Consider the following 19,775-nt stretch of genomic DNA (forward strand, 5'->3'; position numbering starts at 1 on the left):
ACCGAGTGCTCGCGCTCGGTCAAAACTGCCCCGGGCATGCGGTAGGTCGTACTCATGGCTCGCATTAGAACCCGAACGTACGCCCGCCTCCGGCGAGACGGCTCGTACTTCATGTCTGCTTGAGGGCCGTGTGCCGTCTCAGCATGCCGGCCCACGATTGGCCACTGAGACTTGTCCTCCGAGGGAAGGGTTTGAAGTCCATGATGGAATAATCGCGTCAACTATTCGGCGGGAGTCCGAAATGGCGAAGCTGCACTGGCTTGCAACTGTGCTTGTGCCTCTGGCGACCACCCTGACGGGATGCAGCGGCGGGGGCAGCAATGACATTGTCAGCGGCAGTCCGACGCCTCCAGCCGGCCTGGTCGAGCGCGACGAATCGCCGATCTATGCCGTGGGCGTTCCGGTCGTCCCGGACACCGTGAGCAACAGCGGGGGCGCCATCACCCGGTGCTCCGTGTCTCCGCCACTGCCTTCTGGCCTGAACCTCGATCCCCAGAACTGCACGATCAGCGGCACCCCGACAGGGGTCAGCCATGCGACGGTGTACACCGTCACCGCGAGCAACGCCGCGGGCAGCACCACGACGCGGGTCGAGATCGAGGTCAAGGATGCGCCCATCGCTCCCGACGGCCTGGACTATCTGGATCGGTCGATCGTCTATCCGGCCAACGCCCCCATCACGCCCAACACGCCCATCAGCACGGGTGGCGAGATCACGCAATACAGCGTTTCACCTGTACTGCCAGCTGGCCTCGCCATCGACCCGCAGACAGGCGTCATTACCGGCGTCCCTACGGCAGTGACCGCAGCGGCGGTCTACACGGTGACCGGCACCAACAGCGTGGACAGCGTCCAGGCAATGCTGACCATCAAAGTAGCCGCAGTGGCCGTGCCACCGGTCGGCCTCGTCTATGTGGATCACCTGCCCGAATACATCATCGGCGTGCCCATCGCGTACAACGAGCCCGCCTACTCTGGGGGCGAGATCACCCAGTTCTCAATCTCCCCCGCGCTGCCGGCAGGATTGAGCCTGAACACGCAGTCAGGGGTCATCAGCGGTACGCCCACTACTGAGCTGGCCCAGACGACGTTCTTCGTGACCGCCAGCAACAGCGCCGGCAGCGTCACCGCGCAGATCACTATCACAGTGACCCCGGCTCAGGTCGGCGGATGGCTGCCCGCCGATGCCATGAATCACGGGCGCTTCCGGCATACAGCCACGCTGTTGCGCGATGGACGCGTCCTGGTGGCAGCAGGAAACAGAAAGCAGGCGCTGTCCTCCGCCGAGTTGTACGACCCATCCGCGAACAGTTGGACACGGACGGGCAACCTCGCGCGCAGCAGGCAAGCGCACTCCGCCACACTGCTGCCGGACGGTCGGGTTCTCGTGGCCGGAGGATTCGGCACAGGTGGAGGCAATGCGCTTTCTTCGGCGGAACTGTATGACCCGGTCGCGGGTAGCTGGTCGCAGACTGGAAGCCTAGGTCAGCAGCGCGACAGTCAAACGGCCACGCTGCTACGCGATGGCCGCGTGCTGGTAGCGGGCGGCGAGGGCCAGGGCGGCAGTCTTGGTGCACTGTCTTCTGCCGAACTCTACGATCCCGTCACGGGGACCTGGTCGCCGACGGGTAGCCTTGGCCAGCCGCGCAAGCAGCACACCGCCACCCTGCTTCCAGATGGCAGGGTCCTGGTGGCTGGTGGAGAAGATCGGGGCGGGAGCGCGCTGGCCTCGGCGGAGCTCTATGACCCCGCGACGGGAACCTGGTCGGCGACCGGCAACATGAGCGACGCACGCAACGCCTATGCCGCCGTACAACTGGCCGACGGCAGGGTGCTCGCAGTTGGAGGATTCGATGGCACGCACGCGCTCGCGACCGCCGAGCTCTACGATCCGGCATCGAGTACATGGTCGAAGACCGGCAGCCTGCGACAGGCTCGCGACTTCCATACCGCCACGCTCTTGACCAGTGGTCGGGTGCTGGTAGCTGGTGGTACCGATGGCAGCGACTTGTTCGTGACCGAGTTGTACGCCCCTGCAGCTCAAAGCTGGTCACAGGTCGGGAGTCTCGAGCAACTGCGCGAGCAACACACCGCAACGTTGCTGCCAGACGGCGGGGTTCTCGCTGCGGGCGGCATCGGACGCGGAATTCTGTCCTACACCGAATTGTTCCACTAGCTCGAGGGCGGGCGACGCTGGCGAGCTTCCGCTCCGTTCTCGTTTCAATAGCAAGCGAAGACTTGACACGACAACTGAGCCAAGGCGGGAGTCGTTCGCAGCGAAAGCGACCAGTGGTGTAAGAACGCCATCGGTCGTTCTCGGCGCGCGGCGTAGAGGTGCTCCACGGCCAATTGCAAAACAGTTGAAAGGCGATGCACTTGCCGAGGTCACGGCTGCGGTCTTGGACGCGCTGGGAGCTGAGACCTTCAAGCAATCGACCTCACGCGATACCCGCTGTCGTCTGAAGCGCATGCGCATGAAGACGGGAGACAGGATGAAGGGCCGCTCACAGTCTCGAAAACGACCTGCAATGCGACTTGACTGATCAAACCATCTGGAGATGGAACCCTCATGTTTCCGAGGGTTGGAGACGAGCGGCGACTGACCTGCGCCGACGGTTCACGCCGCGCCCACCGCTGCCTTCACCCGCTGCGGAAAACGCCATCGACGCAGCACTTGTTGGCGCTATCACCTTCGCGATGGTAGAGCCGGTCGTGATCGGCGTTGGCAATTAAACGATGAAATGCCCACCGAAGCAGTCTTACGACGACATCAAAATCCGACCGGCTTCGTCAGTTCCTGGGACACGGCGCTGTCGCCATGAACGAGTGAGCCGGCCGGCCAGCGCGTTGGCTGCACAATGCCACCGCGGCGCGGCCTCATCGGCCGTGCAGGACTTGAACCATTGAGGAGCCTCACGATGCATGCTGACGACTTCAAAAGCCCCTCGGTCACCAGGCTGCGCGAGGACTTGGCGCTGGCCCTTCGCGCCGCCTCCCACCATGGCTTGGCCGAAGGCGTCTGCAACCACTTCAGCGTGGAACTGCCCGATGGCAGCGGCCGCTTCCTGCTCAACCCGCGCGGCCTGCTTTGGTCGGAGGTGCAGGCCGACGACGTCGTCATGGTGGACGTACATGGCGAGCGCCTGGCGGGCCGCCACTCTGTGGAGCCCACGGCCATGTTCATCCACGCAGCCATCCACCGCCTGTGCGGCAAGGCCGTGGTGCTACACACCCACATGCCCTACTCGACCGCACTGACGTTGACTGAGGACGGCATGCTGGACAGCTGCCTGTCGCAGAACGCCATGCGCTTTCATGGCCGCGTGGCGTTGGACGCCGAGTACAACGGCCTGGCGCTGGACAACGCCGAGGGCGAGCGCATCGCGCGCGCCATGCAGGGAGCCGATGTGGCCTTCCTCGCCAACCATGGCGTAGTGGTTTGCGGTGAGCGCATCGACTACGCCTACGACGACCTCTACTACCTGGAGCGCGCGTGCATGGCCCAGGTGCTCGCGCAATCCACAGGCCGGCCGCTGCGCCGCGCCGATCCCGAACTGGTCGCGCGCGTCTGCGAGCAGACGCTGGGCGAGCGACTGCAGTCCGAACTGTTCTTTGAGGCCTTGCGGCGCCAGCTTTGACCTCCTAGCCTGCTGGACGTAGCAAAGCATCGTTAGCTTCGTTCACGGACCGCGCAGGTTTCATCGAAATTGGGCAGGATATTCGCACCAGGACCGGGGCCAAGCATGGCAGCAGGGCCTCCGCGGGCGAGAAGCCGGGCGGCGGAGCCGGGATGCAGGTTGAAGTCACCGCCGCCGTGTTTACGGTTGACAAGAAGAAGCACATGATTACGCTGCGCGGGACGGAGTACGAGGTCGAACTGGAGGTGGGCGACCAGGTCCATGCGATCTACACCGAGGGAGTGGTGCTCTCGATGGATTGACGTGTCGGATCGGGACGTTCGGCAAATCCTTGGCGTCGCAGATCTCAATTGAAAGAGTTGTTCTCCGGCGAAAACAGGGGACGCCGGGCTTGAATCCATCCGCTCATTGGAGGAATTTCAGATGAAACTCGGACCACGTGCTGCGGCCGCGCTGGCCCTTTCGCTGGTGGCATCGGTCGTTGGCGCCCAGCAGGCTGCACCGGCGGGCACGGCGCCGTCGGCACCGAACCCCATCGACCCGGCTTCGATCCAGGCGCTCAAGGACATGGGGGCCTATCTTCAGACGCTGGATCGTTTCCAGACAACGACCTCGCTGACGGGCGAGCGTGTCCTCAAGGACGGCCAGAAGCTGATGCACATGGCATCGGCAAAGGTGGACGCACAGCGCCCCAACAAGCTGCGCGCCCGGATGTGGAGCGCCCGCTCGGAGCGCGAGCTCGTCTATGACGGGAAGACGGTCACCCTCTATTCGCCCGCTCAGAAGTACTACTCGACGGTCGAGTTCTCGGAGCCCGTCAGCGCGCTCATCGACAAGCTCGAGGAGCGGTACGCCGTCCAGATCCCCATGTCCGACCTGTTCACGTGGGGCACGCCCGCAGCACCGGTCGACGCGATCGAGTCGGCGATGAACGCCGGTCAGGACTTCGTCGCGGGCACGCTGTGCGACCATTACGCCTTCCGCCAGAACGGTTTCGACTGGCAGATCTGGATCGCCACCGGCGCCCAGCCCTTGCCACGCAAGGTCGTGATCACCAACCTCGGCGACGAGGCGAGACCGCAATCCGTGAGCGTGATCGACTGGAACCTGAAGCCCGCCTTCAACGAATCGACATTTCGGTTCGTTCCGCCCAAGGGGGCCACCAGGATCGAACTCATCCCCGTGAAGGCCAAGTAGGTGAACATGATGACGAACACATTCAGCGAGAGGTTGGCGGTTCCATTGGCCGCCCTGCTCCTGGCCGGATTCGCGTGGACTCCTGCGGCGCACGCCCTGGGTGAGCGCGGGGGCGGCGGCCGCGCGCAGGCGGCAGGCGCCGGTGCGCGCGCCAATGCAGCAGGCGGCGGAGGCCGGCAGGCCGTGCAGGCCAACAGCGCCCGGGCCGACGCGCGGACGAACGATGTGCGCAGCACCAGCGTGAACAACGTCAACAGCCGGAACACCAACGTCAATGCCAGTCGCAACACCAACGTCAACGCGAGCCGCAACGTCAACGTAAACGTGAGCGGCAACAACTGCTGCGGCAACGGCTGGGACAACGACTACCACCCGGTCGCGGGCGCGATGGCGGTGGCGGGTGCCGTCGCAGTCACTTCGGCGGTGGTAGGCTCGATCGTCAACACCGTGCCGCCGAGCTGCGTCCCCGTCAACTACGGTGGCATGGTCTATCAGCAGTGCGGCAGCCAGTGGTATCAGCCGCAGGGATCCCAGTACGTCGTGGTCAATCCGCCCTATTGACTTCCTCATCGGGCTCGCGCACGTGAGCTTGTCATAGGTCCAGGTGTCGCCCGGGTTAAACATCGGCGCAGGCTCTCCGTCCTGCGCCGATGCGAATCCCGATAGGCCGGACATGACCGACCAGAAGACCACCGTCCCGCTCGTGCTGTAGGATGCATCGCGCACCTCCATGTTGCACCGGCTTGAACGGCGCTGTCCCGGTGTTACGCGTCCATCCCCGAATTCGGGATGCCTTTGCGGGCCAGCGCGCGTCCCTTGTTCCTCAAAGCGTCAGAGGGTATCAATGGGACACGTTGGGCCAGCCGGTTCGATGCCCGATAGTCCGCGCCTCCGTTCTGCCCGGCAACTCAAGGCCTGAACCAACTGTTGCCAACCACGAGATACACTGCCGTCGTGCCGGGACTTCGGGCCACATCGACACCGACGTCCAGACCAAACTTTCGCGAGATGTTGTAGCGAATACCAAATCCTCCGCTGGTGACGTCCTTTGTCGATGTGGTGTTTTCGCGCTCCGTTCGGGTCGCCCCGTACCCGCCGAACGCGACGCCGCTCCAACGACCTTCCAAGCGAAGGCGCGCCTCGAATTCGACTGACGCCATCTGCTCGCCTTGGTAGCGCATCGCAGGCACGCCGCGAAGTTGAATGAAAGGCCGCAGGAAGAATGGCGTCCCTTTGGACGACCATGCGTAGTTGCCTCTGGCGCCGAGTATGGTGTCCCTGGACAACGGCAGCCATCCCATCGCAACCTGCTGGAAACGCTCGAAGTCGTCGCTCGAGCCCAGGGCCTCTCTGGCGGCCAAGTAGGAGGTCTCGGCATAGACGCCACGCGTGGGCGTGAAGATGTTGTCGCGTGTATCGAACTCGAGGATGGCCGTTGGCGCGGAGACCCGGACCTGGATGCGCCCGGGTGCATTCGGCAACAGCGGTTCGTTACGCAGCGTCGAATCGACTTCGGCAAACACATAGCGCATTCCCAGCGCCCATGGCGACTTGGGAGCCAACTGCCAGTTGAGCTGTGCGACTGCGCCTGAAAACTCCAGCGAGTAGCTCACTTTCTGGTCGACCGAGGAAAGCCCGGAGCCCACGCCGTAGAAGTCGAGGTTGACCTTCCCGGTCGCGGCTCCAACCAGGGTGCGCAAACGACCATCCATCCATCGACTGGCATCGCCCGCAAATGCGCCCTGCGTCCCATTCTCAGTCGCGAAGGCACCGAGGCCAGAAATGTTGGGCCGTGCCCAGCCTTCGGCGCCTTCTTCCCGACGCGGTCGAAGGAACATCCCCGCAAGACCTGCACCGTAGCCCACCGCTGGCTCGGTCACGATGATGGGCACTGGCAGGAAGCCGAAGGGATGCTCGAGAAAATCGGTGAGATCGAATTGACCATCTTCAGGATCGCGGAACCGTCGGGTGGTCTTGGGCGAGGAACCTTGCCGCGATGACTGCTGCCCCACCGTGTCGTCTTGAGGAGGTTGCGACCTATCCTGCGCTGAGGCTGGTTTCCATGCGCCGAGAGCCATTGCACACGATGCCGAGACGAACAGGGCACACGCGAAGCGAGGTGGAGGGCTCAAGACTTTGGACAGCGATTCAGGAAAGAGGCAGGCCTCACCCAGACGACGCGACTGAGCGCGCCCCCTAGTTCAGGTCCTTGTCCTTCCAGACCTTTGAGCCTCCGAGCGCGACTCCCGCCTGAAGGCCGGCCTTGGTCAGCACATATGCATTGCCGCCCGTAAAAGCGATGGCGCCCGCCTTGACATTCGCTTCGTCCTTGCCGGTGCCTGCGCCCGCACCCGCGCCGACAGAGGCATCCCAGCCGTTGTCGACGAAGTCGGCCATTGCCTTGGCGTCCTTGAAGATGAACAGATAGCGGGTATCGGAGGCCCCGACCTGCAGGCCCGCGCTCGCCTGCGCGATGCTCATGTACGTGTCCTTCTTGGCCTTGCTGTCGTGCGCTATGCCCTTCCCTCCAGCCCCGCCAAGGCCGAAGCTCAAACCGTAGGTCGTGAACACGGCGTAACCGGGTGCCTTGCTGACCGCGTCTTTGATCTTGGGGTCGGCCTTGTAGAAGTCCTGAAGTGCATGCATGGCCTTCGCCTTCACCTCGGCCTGGTGCTTGGCCTTGTCCTGCGCGTATGCGCCGGTGGCCAACAATGCGGTCAGGGCAGTACTGACGATGAGCATCTTGCGACGTTTCACAGCGTTCTCCTTTTCAACGAGTCATGAGACCTCAGCATATGGGCGTCAGGCTCGCATGCCCCTCTGCCCCTCTTCCCCTTGTATGAGGCGGCCGAATATTGACACGATCCGATGATCTTTACTATCCATCGGCACCTCGAATGCCTGTTTCGTCAGAAGCCCGCCCTTTGGTATTGCTCTATCTGGCACGCGTAAGTGCCGGGTTGAGTTGAACACACCGAATAGCTCCGAGGTTGAGTGCTTGCGCAGCCGGCCAAGACGCAGAGAAAAATTGCACTCGCCATCAACTTCAAGAGCGTCCCCTGTCAACCTGGCCTGATGTTCAAGGCGCCTCGACCTTGCTCCAGGACGAATCCGGGTTGAAGACCTTCATCTGACCCGCGATCGTCGCGCTCTGCGGCCCCAGATCCTTCTGATAGAGCGCGCCATCGTGGCTGATCATGAAGCTGGTCACACCCGTGTCCCCATAGTGGATGGGCCAGGCCACCAAGGCGAAACCCGCGCGCATGCGGTTTCCGATGATGTAGTCGTAGGCGCCCCCTGGCGCGTCCTTGCCCTGAGCCGTCAGGATCTTGTAGTGGTAGCCATGGTAGCCCTCACCGGGTTTCACGGAACTGAAGCGTGGTCCGAGCGGGCTTTCGCCTTGCGCATCCGCCGGCCAATACAGGCCATCACGCCGGCCCGGCGTACTGGCGAGCTTTTGCGCGTAGGAGAGAACACCATCGCCGTCCCGGTCACGTTGGGCATATTCCTTTTGCGCGTCAAAGTAGGCCAGCACGGCCTGCATGGCGGACAGTTCATTGCGTCCGATGCGCCGCGTCTGCATCTCGTCTTCGCCGGCGCGTGGGTCGAAATGCCAGTACCCGCTTCTAAGCACGAGCGGGATTGGCAGGGTCCATCCGACATCTCCGACGGACAGAGCGGCCTTGCCTTGTCCGTTCGATACCACGCCGTGCTTCTTGTCCCAGGCGGCAAGGAAGGTCTGCAATTCGTCCTGACCGATGTCGTCACGTGGGATAAAACGCTTCCAATCCCGGCCAAGCACCCTCTCGAGCGCCTTTGCATCATTGTTTGCAATGGCATCGCGAAATGCCTGCGCGGCCGCTTCGGCACTGGAGAAAGGCTGCTGCGCACTGGCGACGAGCGGGATGAGCAGCGCCCCGACCAGGCCGGCAACGGGGGGGAACCAGACATGGGTTCGACAGGTTGGAATACTCATGGTCAACGCCTCTCTTGTTCGGGACCTATCGACGTCCGCCGCCACGTCCGCCACCGCCACCGCGGCCGCCTCCGGAGAAGCCACCGCCACCACGGCCGCCTCCGCTATAGCCTCCGCCCCCAAAGCTGCCACCGGAGCGGCCACCCCCGCTATAGCCTCCGCCGCTGTACCCGCCCGATGGCCGCTGCATGGACTGGCGGCTGGCACCGCCGCGGTCCATCTGCTGGCGCGCCTGCCCGGCATTGCCGACGCCGCTGAAGGCGCTGTCGCGACCGGCACCGCCGAAGCTGCCTCTGTCTCCCCTTGCGGCAGCCTCGGCGCGCTGACGTGCGCCTGGGTCGTTGCGCAGTTGTTCTCGTCCTGCACCGGGATCCATGCCGCGCTGCTGCAGGTTGCTCTGCGCCTGCTGGCGCTGGGCATCCCGGCCTCGGAAGTCGCCGCGATTCTCCGCGCCGGGCAGATTGCGGCCGTACTGCTGCTGGCTGCGGCTGTCGCGATAGGGCACGCCGCGCCGGTTCTGCGCGTTGTGCTCGAAGCGATTCTGGTCGGCGCGAATCTGGCGGTTGGAATTGATGCTGTTGTAGCGGTTGGTGTTGATGTTGATGTCGCCGCCGCCCCAATTGGCGTTGCCCCAGAGGGCGCCCACTGCGGCCACCCCGATGCCAAAGGCCAGCGCCGCGCCCGCGTAGTAGCCCGGGTAATAACCGGGGTAGTACATCGATGGCGGATACCAGTAGTACGGCGGGTAGGCGGGATAGGGCCAGGTGCCGTACACCACCGCCGGGTTGTAGGTCGGTACGTAGACCACCTGGGGATTAGCCGGCGCGATGGTGATGGCTTGCTGCTCCACGGTCACGACCTGTTGTTCGGTCGTCTTGAGACTTCCGGTCTCGCGGGCCTTGGCGCGCAGGCGCTGCGCGGAGTCCAGGACACTCTTGGAAGAAGCCAGAAACGCGTCCCCGAGGTTCTGCACCCAGTCGGGCTTGTCGCCCATGGCCTGGATCACCTGGGGAAAAGCCACGAGCGATTTCACGCTCGGGTCCCAAGGCTGATTCTCGACGGCACGCACGGCGGCGTCGCCCGATTGCTGCGGATTGGCCTTCGACCACTTGGCAGCGTCAGCGACGTCTGCCGGATAGGTGGAGGCCATCAAGACCTGTGACAGCAACGAGTCGGGATAAAGCGCGATGGGCGCCATCAGCTGGTCGATCTGGGCCTGGCTGAAGGTGCCATCCGCTGCCGGCGCCGTCGATACAGGTGCGGGACTGCTGGTCGTGCCTGATGGCGATGTGGTGGTGGTCGTTGTCGTGACCACGGTGGCTGGTTGCTGAACCGTCACCGGTGCGGGATAGGGATACACGCACCCGGCCAGAAGCACTGAGATCGCCAGTGCGCTGGGTAGCGGGGCCGAGGGAGCATCAAGAGAGAATTTCATTCAACAGTCCTCAAGCAACCAACGCGATGGTGGAGGCGGATGCCTCCCGTCTCGCCATCCACTGCGAAGCTGTCATGCCAAAACGATCGCGGAACCAGCGCGAGAAAGCGGCACCGGAAGCGAAACCAAGCAGGTGTCCAACCTGATAAAGGGTTCGCATACCGCCGGTGAGATAGGTCTCCGCCAACTCTGCACGCACGTCGTCAATGACCATCGACACACTATCGCCCGTAGCTGCCAGCTGCCGGTTCAACGTCCGTCGGTGTGTACCGAGTTGCTCCGCGACGCGATCGACGGAGCAATCCCCGGACGGAAGCAACATCCGGATGGCATGCCGCACACGTTCGAGCGGCTCATTGCGCGACACGGTGAGCTGCATGTCGAGCCGGCGTTTGAGCGCAGCTCCGACTTCCGGATCGGCCGATGCGATCTGCGTACCAAGCTCCCGACTGCGACACACGATCGCGTTGAACGGGTGCGCAAAGTCGATCGCCGGGCCGAGCACGCGCTTGTGGATTTCCAAACTGTGCGGCGGCCCATGGCGGAAGCAAATACTGACTGGATTGAAGCCCTGGGGTGCGAGCGCTCTAAGGGTGCGAAGCACGATGGCCGCTGACATTTCGATCGCCTGGCGAGCGCACTCGGGCCTGCCAAGCTCCAGTTCGAGAAAAGCCATCGTGAACTCGCCCATAGGGTCGAGAGTCAAGCGCAGGCCTGCGTTCTGCAAGCACATGTACCGACCCAACGCCTCCAGTGCGGCGCGCAACGTCGGCTCCTCGCGCACGACTGTGGCGAGAACGCCGAGATTGCTCAATCGCTGCGTTTCGGCAAGCAGCAAACCGAAAGCCTCCTGATTCGACTGGCGCGCAGACTCCTCAAGCAATGCGGCCACCGAATCCATGCCGACCAATGTGTCCGGGTCGGCAAGAACCTGGAGTGGCAGGTCGGCCGTCTGGAGCATGCGTGATGGGTCGAGGCCCACCGACCGAGCAAGGATCTCGTAGCCGGTCAGTGTGGCGCCACGTGTCAATTGGCGTGCGCCTCGGGGCAGCCCCTCGCGCAACTCCAGCACGTCAATACGCCGCATGATCGGAATTCAACCCATGTGCTATCGGAAGCATCTTTGGAGTCGTGCAGCCAGCATGGGCTCATTGTTGACAGCCAATGTGGAATTGAAAATTGCACTTTCGGGCAATATCGCGCGCCCCAGCGGACCACAGGGTTTACGAGGATCCCGCACCAGCTGAACGCTCGCGACCTGGCGCCAGGTTTCCCATGACGCGAGAACGCAAGAAGCAGCGCTCGTCCTGCCCGTTCAGTACTTGATTTCGCGCTTGGCCTGTCGGCCATCTTGCTTGGTCTGGCGCTTGTCCTGGCGACACTGGGCGTTGCTCTGCTGGTTTTCCGCCCTGCAGTCGATCTTGGCCGAGCGTGCCTCGTGCTTCGCGGCCTGGTTCACGGCTCTACCCTGCTGCCGCTGCTGCGCCTGATCGGTTGCGAACGCGGTTCCCGTCACAAAGAGAAGACTGACTGCTGCAGCGACCCGAGAAGTCCTGAGCCAGTATCCGCACGATCCATACGACACACGCTGAGACATCGCATACTCCATTCCGCTCGAAGAGCCGTTCGAACAATAGGCGACTGCCCCCAGTCGCGTCAACTTGTGCGCCTGCCATTCACATGGAAGGCGCCGACCGTTGTGTTGTACCCCTTGTTGCCGTCGACCGTTTTCCCGGGCAGCATCGCAGCAGGTGGACAGGAGAAGGAGCGAGGAGAAAACATGCTTGATCTCAATCAGAGCGACATCACTTCCGTTGCGCCGGTCGTGCGTCTCGTCGAAGCAGAGGGAGCTTTTCGACTGTTCTCGGACCTGAGACAGGCGCTGGAATCCAAGGGCTATCGAGTCGTCACTTTCGGGTTGATCGAGGAGTTGGTCCTTCGACAACCAGGTTCACCTCCTGGCTGCATCGTGCTCGGTGTTGAGAGCCTCGGTGCAGAGGGGCTCGAATTGCACGCATTGCTCACATCGAAGTCGGATCTGCCCGTGATCCTCGTGACCTCCAGCACCACTGCACGTGAAGTGGTGCGCGCCATGAAACAAGGTGCGGCGGACTTCTTCTGCAAGCCATTCAATGAGCAGGCACTTCTGTCGGCCGTCGACAAGGCCGTTGCCGACCACAAGCTGAGGGTCGAATCGCGCGTTTTGCAGGAAGATTTCGAGCTTCGGCGTGCGAGCCTTTCGCCAAGAGAGCTGGAGGTGTACGAGATGCTTGTCCATGGAGCTTCAACGGTAGCGATATGTGAGAGTCTCGGGTTGGCCGAGCGAACCCTCAAGCACCATCGTTCGCGGGTCATGGAGAAACTGGGATTCAGGTCCATCGTCCAGCTCGTTCGTGCGGTCGAAGGCCGGCATGGCTAACGATCAAGTGAGGGTCGTGTGATCGCCAGCGGAGCAAGTCGACGGGACTCTAGAGTCCCGTGCGTTTGACTGATCCTTTGCCTTTGCAGGCCGTTCGCGCAGCCTAGTTCGGCTGCTCGCCCGTGGCGTGGATTTCCACACGCCGGTTCGGCTCGAAGCAGGCAATGAGCGCGGTGTGGTTCTTCGCCTTGCCTTGTGCCTTGCACTCGGCTTCGGTGATCTTGAGTTCGCTCGGGCCGCGACCTTCGGTCTGGATGATGTTGGCCGGCACACCTTGGGCCACTAAGTAGTCGCGCACTGAATTCGCTCGTGCCACGGACAGACGCTGGTTGAAAGCCAGGCTGCCTATGGGATCGGTATGCCCGACGATGGAGATCCCGCGCAGCCGGATGCCCGAGGATTTGAGCTCCTGGAGCGTACTGTCGATGCGGCTGCGGCCGGCCGGCGTCAAATCCGACTTGGCGAACGCGAAAGTGCCGTCTGCCTTGAGTTCAAAGTCCCGCTTCGCCTGAGGCGGCGGGGGCGGCGGCGGGGGCATGGCCGCCGGAGGCGCCGCCGGGCGGGCTTGCGCGACGACCGGAGGCGGACCGAATGGGATCTGCAGGCCCACCGTGAACAGCCAGTCGTGCGCGTGGCCCTGGTTGACCAGCGCACTGGACGTGGAGTTGTCGTCGTAGCGGTAGCGGATGTCGCCCACCAGGCGGCCCCAGGTGGAGAACGGCCAGACGATGCCGGCGCCGGCATTGGCCATGAAACCCGTCTTGCTTTTGTTGATAAGCAACCCGTCGACCTTGTCATCGATGGCGCCGATGCCGCCCACGAGATAGGGCTGAATGCTGTTCGACTGCCAGAGGCGGAATCCCTGGCGGCCCATGAAGAACCACTGCGCGTCGAGCGAGCCGCTCCAGATCTTGAGCTTGTCCCCACTGAAGGGTCCATTGGACTTGCCATCCAGCTGCTCGTACTGGGTGCGCAGTTCGATGTTCCAACTGGGGCTGATGGGCTTGCCGATGGCGAGGCCTCCGCCCCATCCGTTGTCGACATGGCGGTTGCTGTCCGCATTGATGTAGGTGCCAAACGGCGTGATGTACCAGCGGTCATCGAAGTATTGGTCCGATGAGTAGGTGGACTGCGCGTAGCAGGCGACATACGGGACGGCGAGCACGCAGCAGGCCGCGAAGGTGCGTCGATCGAACATCAAAGCCTCCTCAAGGAGTAGTTAGAGGGCCAGTGTTGGTGAGCGCTTCGATCGAAGCCAATAAGCCGAAAGATAAATGGGCAAGCGGAAAAATCGGCGTATACGCAATGGCACCTGACCTTGTTGCACGGACGGGATGTGAGACCTTTGTTCTCAAATCAGTCCCGCGTCCATCTGGATCGGATCAGGTGTCCGAGAAACTATGTCAATTGCGAAAGCCGAGTGCGTCACTCTCCGGTTGGCGCACGGCACCTTTTGTTTCAAATTTTCATCGCTCGAACTGCGCGAGTGGCGCGTTGGCAACGTCGAACGACTCAAGTTGAAAAGCTAGAGCCTACCAACGGGAGAGCAAAAGCACTCAGACCGAAGAGTCCTGCGATGCCCCTGCTGTCACTCGCATCGTGGCGAATCTGTAGTGCCGATAGAAGATTTGCAACCTCATCCTGACTAAGAAGTGTTTTCAGGCCGCGCCAGGCCGCATTCTTCGCACTGCCCAGCTCAAGCTGCCGCCAAAGATAGTTGAAACCTATGCATCCTCTCCCAGCGACCCGTTGAGTTCTCAATCAGGACGATCGACGAACAATGCGCTTCCATGGGACCGTGCCGTCGAAGCCGGTTCTCGAGTTCGGCTGCCGCGGCCTCCGCATGGATGACATCTCCGTGTGCCACTGTGAGGTGTGGAATTGACCCGGCATGCTCACCGCCGTATGGAGGGAAATCCGGGAAGGACTGAACAAGGGAAGCCGTCATCGCGATGAAGGGTTCCAAGGGAAAGGGGGCCAAATACGCTGTGGCTTGAAACCGCCCGACACCTTCGAACGAGTACTCGAACGATGTGACCCTGTCGAGCGCCTCCCGAGCCCGGTCCAGTACCGAGGGAGTCACCAGCGCCGGGTCCATGAATGGATACAAGACGGTGATGTGCGCGGGCACACCGAGCTGTGCTGTCGAATCGAAACGTTCGCGCAAGTCGCCGACGAGCCCTTCGGCCGAAGGCACCTCAATGATGAACGCAGAAGTGGGCATAGCTTTCAACGTGCCGAGCCCAAGCTCGAGGGATCGCTCCTGGCAGCATTCTGCTGGTCAAGTCCCCTGAAGTCTGCCTATTGACCTGTGCGCCGGGCTGGCGCTGCATCCATGTCGACACGGTCATTCCAAGCATTCTCCTGAACCAGGAAGGAAGGCCCTGGGGGTGGAGAATCCCGAGCAGATCGGCGAGTTCGGCCATTGAGCGTTTGCTTTCGATGATGTGTCGCGAAGCAAACTCGGATCGAACCGTGCGCAGCAACAAGGAGAACGAGTCGAATCCGTGCGTGCGGGGAGACTTCGGAGATCAGCAGGAGCGCGCGGGAAGCAGCGCTTGCCGAGGTTGACTTGATTTCAGTGCATGTATGGAACCGGCGCGGATTGCAAGTTCGCTTCGTTGACGTCAAAACGGTCTGCATGCATGTATTTGGCTTGCCCGTTGGCTTGTCGAAACATGCCCACAGCCTCGATGAGATTCGCCCACCCCGTCCTCAGAAAAAAGACAGCTTGAGCCCGAAGGCCTTCTTGGCAGACCCCCTGCCGCTCCGAACTTGAAAGGCTTCAAGACGCTTGCCTGCACCAAGGGCCTCCCGCAGCCAGTTCGGCCGCTTGCCCCAACCGCCCCACGTGTTGCCACTGCCGTCGCTATAGGATGGCATTCGAGCATCCCATGCACGCCGCAACGTCGACGCGAAAAACTCACTTCTTCGCCGGTGCCATCTGCTCCTTCAGCGTGTCGCGCTGCCGCTGCGCCTTCGATCAGGAACGTAACGGGCCGGCGCGCATGAACGCGGTCAAGCACGCTGACGATGAATGCTTAGTCATCGTAGCGATGCTCACCATAGACAAGTAGTCTCATGCTTATCGGTTAAAGCTATCGACGAAGAACGTCCGGGTCCGCATGCAAGCAAGCGTGATCATGACGTTCAGGCGGTCCTTGCATCTTTTTTTCACTAACGGAGTCGCCAAAAAAGCAAAGCCCGCCGAAGCGGGGTTTGGTTGGTCTATTGATGATACGGTCCGTTCTAACACGGACGCGCTCAAGGACTCACATGAAACGACCAGATCGCGCCGTCGCGGCTGCTGATCGCCCTGCCCATCGACATCTGAAACGTGATGGCCTGCCCGGCATCCGGACTTGCCTCGCAGGTCCAGTTGTAGGCGCGCAGCGAAGATTTCAGTGGCCTCCCAGGCAAGGATCGTTCGTTCAGTGGTTTGACTCATGCAAGATTGGCACTGCGCCATCGGGTGGTGACTGAGGCTTAATGCGCGACGACTCCCCGGCTTCGGTGTCGGCAGTGGAGAAAAGAAATGTACCGAATGCAAGGGCAAAGCCTGCAAGCAGCACGGGCCAGTCAAACGCAACGACCAATGCCGCGGTCGCAAGCAAGCTGGCAAGAAAGACGAAAAACTGCATAGGTATCTCCGAAATTGCTCTCTTTCACCGACAGGCCGGGCCTCGTCGATTCGAGTGCCGGGTCTTGCTTGGGATCCAATGTAGGCATGCAAGCAAACACATTCATGAGCGTTATGTCCTGACTTGTGGAGGATGAATGCCCGCCTTCGTGCAACGGCAGGCATGACATAACACTTGTGCTTCGCGCGAAAAGATCAACGCTCCCGCATTGAGCTGCGCAGGACCTGAAGGATTGGTTCCAGGAAATACTGAAGCGCAGTCGGCGTCTCTCCCGTGACGTAGACCTCCGCGGGCATGCCTGCCAGGAGCTTGAGCTCTCGGGCCTCCGACAGGGAAGCCGGATCGGCCTCGACGAGCACCGAGTAGTAGGGGATGTTGCTGGTCCGCTCCACCAGGCGGTCACCGGAGACATAGATGGCCTTGCCATGCATGTGGCGCGGCATATGCGGGCAGATTCGGTCAAGCCTTCTAGAGAGGTGCCCGCATCGCAACGCCTTCCAAGCGCGATCGCTGGAAGGCCTTCGTCATTGGTAGCCGGTACGCGTTGAGACCCGCGCGCTCTCCATCCCGCTTGGTACCAGTCCAGGTCTTCGTCCGTGAAAGTGCCTGCTCGCGCGCTGGCCCACATTGCCTGCCTCAGCAACGCGTAAAAGGGCGCATGTCTGCTTCTTCCACCTGCCACTGCTGCCTGAAGCAACACTCCTTCTGCCAACGGCAGTCTTCAGTGTGTTGCATCGACCGGTTGAATCCGCAACCCACTGCCGTCGTAGCTCCTGCAACTTGCAGCGGCTGGCTTCAAGCACCAAGCGGTCCTAACCTCGACGTTGGCATTCGCTGCAAAGCCATCTCACGGCAGATAAATTCACTGGAATGCCAAGACTCGAAGTGAAGGCCGGCTTTCGCCGGTTGAGCAGCGGTGCTGGGGACTGCTCGCTGCAGATCTGTGGACGCCTCGCGCAGCAACGACTGAGATGGGGCTCCGCCGGACCGGGGTCATGGACGCCGCCAGCATGCTGGATTTTGCCGGCATCCTCCACCTGATGCGCTAGGTAGTCAGCCAGCCCGGTGGAAGCATCGGGACATGCCGAAGAACCGCGATTGCACAGGGCTCCTCCCCCGGTGGCTTATCAGGGAGAGGGCCCGCCCCGCGCGGACCCTCGGAAGATCCAGGCTAGCGCCTGACCTGGATCATCACGGAGCTGGCCACGCTCGTGAGCTGCCCATCGCTGACGACGAGTTGCACCACGTAGTTCCCACGGACGTCGGGGACGAAGGTCGGCGCGACGGTCGTGGAACCAATCAGCGTGGCCGTGCTCTTCTTCGGCTTCGATTTGAACTTCCACGCGTACGTGATCGAGGTTCCGTTCGGGTCGTAGCTCTTCGAGCCATTCAACGTGACGGTCTGCCCGATTGCGCTGCGCTGACGTGGTCCGGCCTTCGCGACAGGTGCCAGGTTGACGCCCGCGGCGCCGGCGGTCACGACGACGTTGTCGGGGGCACTCCAGAGCCCATGGTTGTCAGTCACGACGAGTTGGACGACATAGATGCCCGGCACGTCGGGCGTCAACGTGGCGGTCACGTTGCTCGTATTGCCCGGGACGGCAGCGCTGCCGGTCGGGCTGCTGACGAGAGTCCACGCATAGGTCAGTGTGTCGCCGGCATTCGCATCGCTGCTCAGCGCGCCGCTGAGACTTACCGTGTTGAGCACAACCGTCGACACGTCATCGCCCGCGTTGGCCACCGGCGCCACGTTACCCGGCGCTGCGGTGACCGTCACCGATGCCTGCGTCGAGTAGGTCTTGCCATCGCCGACGACGAGCCCGATCACGTAGACCCCCGGCATATCGGCCATGAAGGTCGGCGCAGGATCGTAGGCATCGATGAAGGAGAGCTGAGCCGCGCTGCCCGCCGGCTTCGACGTGATGCTCCAGCTGTAGGAAAGAAGGTCACCGTCGGCATCCGAGCTGCCGCTGCCGTCGAGTTCGACAGTTGCGCCGACCAGCACGTTCTGAGCGGGGCCAGCCACCGCAACGGGGGCATTGTTCTTGTTCAACGGGTTCACGGTAACGACCACCTGGTCGGCGACGCTCGTCGCACTCGAGCTATCGGTGACCACGAGCGATGCAATGTATGTCCCGGCCTGGTCAGGTGTCAGCGAAGGACGCGGCGACGTGGCGTCGACGATGGCCGCCGTGCTGTTCGCTGGCTTGGAATCCAGCGTCCACGCGTAAGTGATGGAGTTGCCATCGGGATCCGAGCTCGCACTGCCATCCAACGTGACGACCGTGCCCAGGGGCACGTTCTGGTCAATGCCCGCATCAGCCGTTGGCGCGCGATTCAAGCCGATCGCCACCGCCGTCAACCGCACGGTGGCCTGCGCGCTGTCCAACGCACCGTCATTGACCACCAGGCCCAAGGTGTAGACGCCCGCAACGCTGGGCACGAACTGCGCCAAAGCCTGAGTGTCACCGATCAGCTGGCTTCCGCTCGGCCCCGCGATGACCGACCACTTATAGGTCAGGGCGTCGCCGTTGAGGTCGGAGCTGGCCGAGCCGTCGAGCACTCCGGTTTCGCCGATTTGCAGGGAGCGGTCGAACCCGGCGTTGGCCACGGGCGCGACATTGACGGCATGCAAAGTGGCCGAGGTCGCACTGCTGTCGACCTTGCCGTCGTTGACCACAAGGGTTACGACGAAGTCGCCGGGCACGTCGGGTGTGAGGTTCACCGTGGGGCCTGCGCTGGCGTCGAGTGCCGCGGCGCTGCCCGCAGGGCGCGATGCCAGGGTCCAACGGAAGCTCAAGGCATCGCCATCGGCATCCGCACTGCCCGTTCCGTCGAAGGTCACGGCGAGGTTCACGGGGGCTTGGGCGCCGCTTGACGTGCTCACCGCGGCGACCGGGGCGACGTTGCCGGTCCCGGACCCGCTGTCGCTCGCGCTTCTGGTCGCGCTCATAGTGCCGGTCTCGCCGGTCGCGCTCACAGCGCCGGTGGTCTCGCCGGGCGCGCTCAAAGCGCCGGTCGCGCCGGCCGCGCTTACAGCGCCGGTTGCACCGGTCGCGGCAAGCGCGCCCGTCGCGCCGGTCCCGCCGCCGCCCCCGCCACAGCCAGCGACCACCAAGACGCACAGCCAGGCCGCGGCCAGCAAGTTGATCGAGCGCCCGTGTATTGATCGACTCATGCCTCACTCCTTGTTTAAAAGTGATGCAAGTGTGAACTAATGTTTCTGAAAAATCGCAAGCGTCGCTTGGTCGAACTCTCACGCAATGTGAAAAAGTGGCACTAAATGATTACTCGCCGTTATCGGGCTCATCCTGAGCATTGCCAGGCCTGGAAGAGGCCGCCGCGCGCCGGGGTTGGCGTATCCAGCACTCGCGCATCCGCGTGACCACTTCCTCCACCGTGAAGGGCTTGCCGATGAGCTGCACGCCGGGATCGAGCACGAAGTGGTGCCGCCGCCGCGTCGCGCGTG

19 protein-coding genes are annotated in these 19,775 nt (G+C 62.6%); 7 read left to right on the forward strand and 12 right to left on the reverse strand.

Translation table 11 applies throughout. The features are described from left to right. Positions 1–241 precede the first annotated feature (241 nt). From BLW05_RS32015 to BLW05_RS32030, 5 genes are all read left to right on the forward strand, one after another. The gene (locus BLW05_RS32015; RefSeq protein ID WP_093168405.1) at positions 242–2,176 is read left to right on the forward strand and encodes a putative Ig domain-containing protein; all 1,935 of its coding nucleotides are present in this window, start codon (positions 242–244) and stop codon (positions 2,174–2,176) included. Positions 2,177–2,918: 742 nt separating this feature from the next. Continuing rightward, entirely contained in the window at positions 2,919–3,638 is a 720-nt protein-coding gene (locus tag BLW05_RS32020; protein ID WP_093168407.1) for an aldolase, read from the forward strand. Positions 3,639–3,790: 152 nt separating this feature from the next. Then, positions 3,791–3,940 carry a hypothetical protein gene (locus tag BLW05_RS36205; RefSeq protein WP_177142900.1) on the forward strand — a complete coding sequence of 50 codons (150 nt, stop codon included), beginning with the start codon at positions 3,791–3,793 and terminating at the stop codon, positions 3,938–3,940. Between the two features lie 121 nt (positions 3,941–4,061). After that, the gene (locus BLW05_RS32025; protein WP_093168410.1) at positions 4,062–4,835 is read left to right on the forward strand and encodes a DUF2092 domain-containing protein; all 774 of its coding nucleotides are present in this window, start codon (positions 4,062–4,064) and stop codon (positions 4,833–4,835) included. A gap of 9 nt (positions 4,836–4,844) precedes the next feature. Continuing rightward, a complete protein-coding gene (locus tag BLW05_RS32030; protein ID WP_093168520.1) occupies positions 4,845–5,396 on the forward strand; it encodes a hypothetical protein in 552 nt (183 codons plus the stop codon). A 347-nt stretch (positions 5,397–5,743) separates the two neighbouring features. Here BLW05_RS32030 and BLW05_RS32035 read toward each other — a convergent pair whose 3' ends face one another. The 6 genes from BLW05_RS32035 to BLW05_RS36960 all read right to left on the reverse strand — a co-directional run bounded on the left by BLW05_RS32035 (position 5,744) and on the right by BLW05_RS36960 (position 11,705). Beyond that, a complete protein-coding gene (locus BLW05_RS32035) occupies positions 5,744–6,847 on the reverse strand; it encodes a BamA/TamA family outer membrane protein (protein ID WP_093168412.1) in 1,104 nt (367 codons plus the stop codon). A 184-nt stretch (positions 6,848–7,031) separates the two neighbouring features. Beyond that, positions 7,032–7,577 (reverse strand): YSC84-related protein, encoded by a 546-nt coding sequence (locus BLW05_RS32040; protein ID WP_093168414.1) that lies wholly within the window; start codon positions 7,575–7,577, stop codon positions 7,032–7,034. Between the two features lie 337 nt (positions 7,578–7,914). Further along, a complete protein-coding gene (locus BLW05_RS32045) occupies positions 7,915–8,811 on the reverse strand; it encodes a DUF2950 domain-containing protein (RefSeq protein ID WP_093168522.1) in 897 nt (298 codons plus the stop codon). A 25-nt stretch (positions 8,812–8,836) separates the two neighbouring features. After that, the gene (locus tag BLW05_RS32050; protein ID WP_093168416.1) at positions 8,837–10,246 is read right to left on the reverse strand and encodes a DUF3300 domain-containing protein; all 1,410 of its coding nucleotides are present in this window, start codon (positions 10,244–10,246) and stop codon (positions 8,837–8,839) included. Between the two features lie 10 nt (positions 10,247–10,256). Continuing rightward, positions 10,257–11,333, reverse strand: a complete 1,077-nt coding sequence (locus BLW05_RS32055; protein WP_093168418.1) for an AraC family transcriptional regulator — start codon at positions 11,331–11,333, stop codon at positions 10,257–10,259. Positions 11,334–11,561: 228 nt separating this feature from the next. Continuing rightward, complete coding sequence (locus BLW05_RS36960; protein ID WP_371127002.1) at positions 11,562–11,705, reverse strand: hypothetical protein; 144 nt, start codon at positions 11,703–11,705, stop codon at positions 11,562–11,564. A gap of 321 nt (positions 11,706–12,026) precedes the next feature. Here BLW05_RS36960 and BLW05_RS32065 point away from each other — a divergent pair, with 321 nt between their 5' ends. Then, positions 12,027–12,665, forward strand: a complete 639-nt coding sequence (locus tag BLW05_RS32065) for a response regulator transcription factor (protein ID WP_093168422.1) — start codon at positions 12,027–12,029, stop codon at positions 12,663–12,665. Positions 12,666–12,768: 103 nt separating this feature from the next. Here BLW05_RS32065 and BLW05_RS32070 read toward each other — a convergent pair whose 3' ends face one another. The 3 genes from BLW05_RS32070 to BLW05_RS36965 form a co-directional block, all read right to left on the reverse strand. Beyond that, positions 12,769–13,863: an OmpA family protein gene (locus BLW05_RS32070; protein ID WP_093168424.1), complete on the reverse strand. Its 1,095-nt coding sequence runs from the start codon at positions 13,861–13,863 to the stop codon at positions 12,769–12,771. A 498-nt stretch (positions 13,864–14,361) separates the two neighbouring features. Next, positions 14,362–14,889: a 2'-5' RNA ligase family protein gene (locus BLW05_RS32075; RefSeq protein WP_093168426.1), complete on the reverse strand. Its 528-nt coding sequence runs from the start codon at positions 14,887–14,889 to the stop codon at positions 14,362–14,364. Between the two features lie 491 nt (positions 14,890–15,380). Beyond that, positions 15,381–15,548 carry an H-NS family nucleoid-associated regulatory protein gene (locus BLW05_RS36965; RefSeq protein ID WP_143044983.1) on the reverse strand — a complete coding sequence of 56 codons (168 nt, stop codon included), beginning with the start codon at positions 15,546–15,548 and terminating at the stop codon, positions 15,381–15,383. An 11-nt stretch (positions 15,549–15,559) separates the two neighbouring features. Between BLW05_RS36965 and BLW05_RS32080 the strand changes: the two genes are divergently transcribed. Next, positions 15,560–15,742: a hypothetical protein gene (locus tag BLW05_RS32080; RefSeq protein WP_093168428.1), complete on the forward strand. Its 183-nt coding sequence runs from the start codon at positions 15,560–15,562 to the stop codon at positions 15,740–15,742. Positions 15,743–16,096: 354 nt separating this feature from the next. Here BLW05_RS32080 and BLW05_RS32085 read toward each other — a convergent pair whose 3' ends face one another. The 3 genes from BLW05_RS32085 to BLW05_RS32095 form a co-directional block, all read right to left on the reverse strand. Then, positions 16,097–16,306, reverse strand: a complete 210-nt coding sequence (locus tag BLW05_RS32085) for a hypothetical protein (protein ID WP_093168430.1) — start codon at positions 16,304–16,306, stop codon at positions 16,097–16,099. Positions 16,307–16,500: 194 nt separating this feature from the next. After that, complete coding sequence (locus BLW05_RS32090; RefSeq protein WP_256330596.1) at positions 16,501–16,737, reverse strand: beta-barrel domain-containing protein; 237 nt, start codon at positions 16,735–16,737, stop codon at positions 16,501–16,503. Between the two features lie 740 nt (positions 16,738–17,477). After that, a complete protein-coding gene (locus BLW05_RS32095; protein ID WP_143044984.1) occupies positions 17,478–19,484 on the reverse strand; it encodes a PKD domain-containing protein in 2,007 nt (668 codons plus the stop codon). Between the last annotated feature and the right edge of the window lie 291 nt (positions 19,485–19,775).

This window comes from Variovorax sp. YR216 (genome assembly GCF_900107745.1).
Taxonomy (GTDB): domain Bacteria; phylum Pseudomonadota; class Gammaproteobacteria; order Burkholderiales; family Burkholderiaceae_C; genus Variovorax.

What these genes read in the sequence shown, in the direction of transcription:
- BLW05_RS32015 (WP_093168405.1), top strand. Translation starts at nt 242, where the DNA reads ATGGCGAAGCTGCACTGGCTTGCAACTGTGCTTGTGCCTCTGGCGACC.
- BLW05_RS32020 (WP_093168407.1), top strand. Translation starts at nt 2,919, where the DNA reads ATGCATGCTGACGACTTCAAAAGCCCCTCGGTCACCAGGCTGCGCGAG.
- BLW05_RS36205 (WP_177142900.1), top strand. Translation starts at nt 3,791, where the DNA reads ATGCAGGTTGAAGTCACCGCCGCCGTGTTTACGGTTGACAAGAAGAAG.
- BLW05_RS32025 (WP_093168410.1), top strand. Translation starts at nt 4,062, where the DNA reads ATGAAACTCGGACCACGTGCTGCGGCCGCGCTGGCCCTTTCGCTGGTG.
- BLW05_RS32030 (WP_093168520.1), top strand. Translation starts at nt 4,845, where the DNA reads ATGACGAACACATTCAGCGAGAGGTTGGCGGTTCCATTGGCCGCCCTG.
- BLW05_RS32040 (WP_093168414.1), bottom strand. Translation starts at nt 7,577, where the DNA reads ATGCTCATCGTCAGTACTGCCCTGACCGCATTGTTGGCCACCGGCGCA.
- BLW05_RS32045 (WP_093168522.1), bottom strand. Translation starts at nt 8,811, where the DNA reads ATGAGTATTCCAACCTGTCGAACCCATGTCTGGTTCCCCCCCGTTGCC.
- BLW05_RS32050 (WP_093168416.1), bottom strand. Translation starts at nt 10,246, where the DNA reads ATGAAATTCTCTCTTGATGCTCCCTCGGCCCCGCTACCCAGCGCACTG.
- BLW05_RS32055 (WP_093168418.1), bottom strand. Translation starts at nt 11,333, where the DNA reads ATGCGGCGTATTGACGTGCTGGAGTTGCGCGAGGGGCTGCCCCGAGGC.
- BLW05_RS32065 (WP_093168422.1), top strand. Translation starts at nt 12,027, where the DNA reads ATGCTTGATCTCAATCAGAGCGACATCACTTCCGTTGCGCCGGTCGTG.
- BLW05_RS32070 (WP_093168424.1), bottom strand. Translation starts at nt 13,863, where the DNA reads ATGTTCGATCGACGCACCTTCGCGGCCTGCTGCGTGCTCGCCGTCCCG.
- BLW05_RS32075 (WP_093168426.1), bottom strand. Translation starts at nt 14,889, where the DNA reads ATGCCCACTTCTGCGTTCATCATTGAGGTGCCTTCGGCCGAAGGGCTC.
- BLW05_RS36965 (WP_143044983.1), bottom strand. Translation starts at nt 15,548, where the DNA reads ATGCCATCCTATAGCGACGGCAGTGGCAACACGTGGGGCGGTTGGGGC.
- BLW05_RS32080 (WP_093168428.1), top strand. Translation starts at nt 15,560, where the DNA reads ATGCACGCCGCAACGTCGACGCGAAAAACTCACTTCTTCGCCGGTGCC.
- BLW05_RS32085 (WP_093168430.1), bottom strand. Translation starts at nt 16,306, where the DNA reads ATGCAGTTTTTCGTCTTTCTTGCCAGCTTGCTTGCGACCGCGGCATTG.
- BLW05_RS32090 (WP_256330596.1), bottom strand. Translation starts at nt 16,737, where the DNA reads ATGCATGGCAAGGCCATCTATGTCTCCGGTGACCGCCTGGTGGAGCGG.
- BLW05_RS32095 (WP_143044984.1), bottom strand. Translation starts at nt 19,484, where the DNA reads ATGAGTCGATCAATACACGGGCGCTCGATCAACTTGCTGGCCGCGGCC.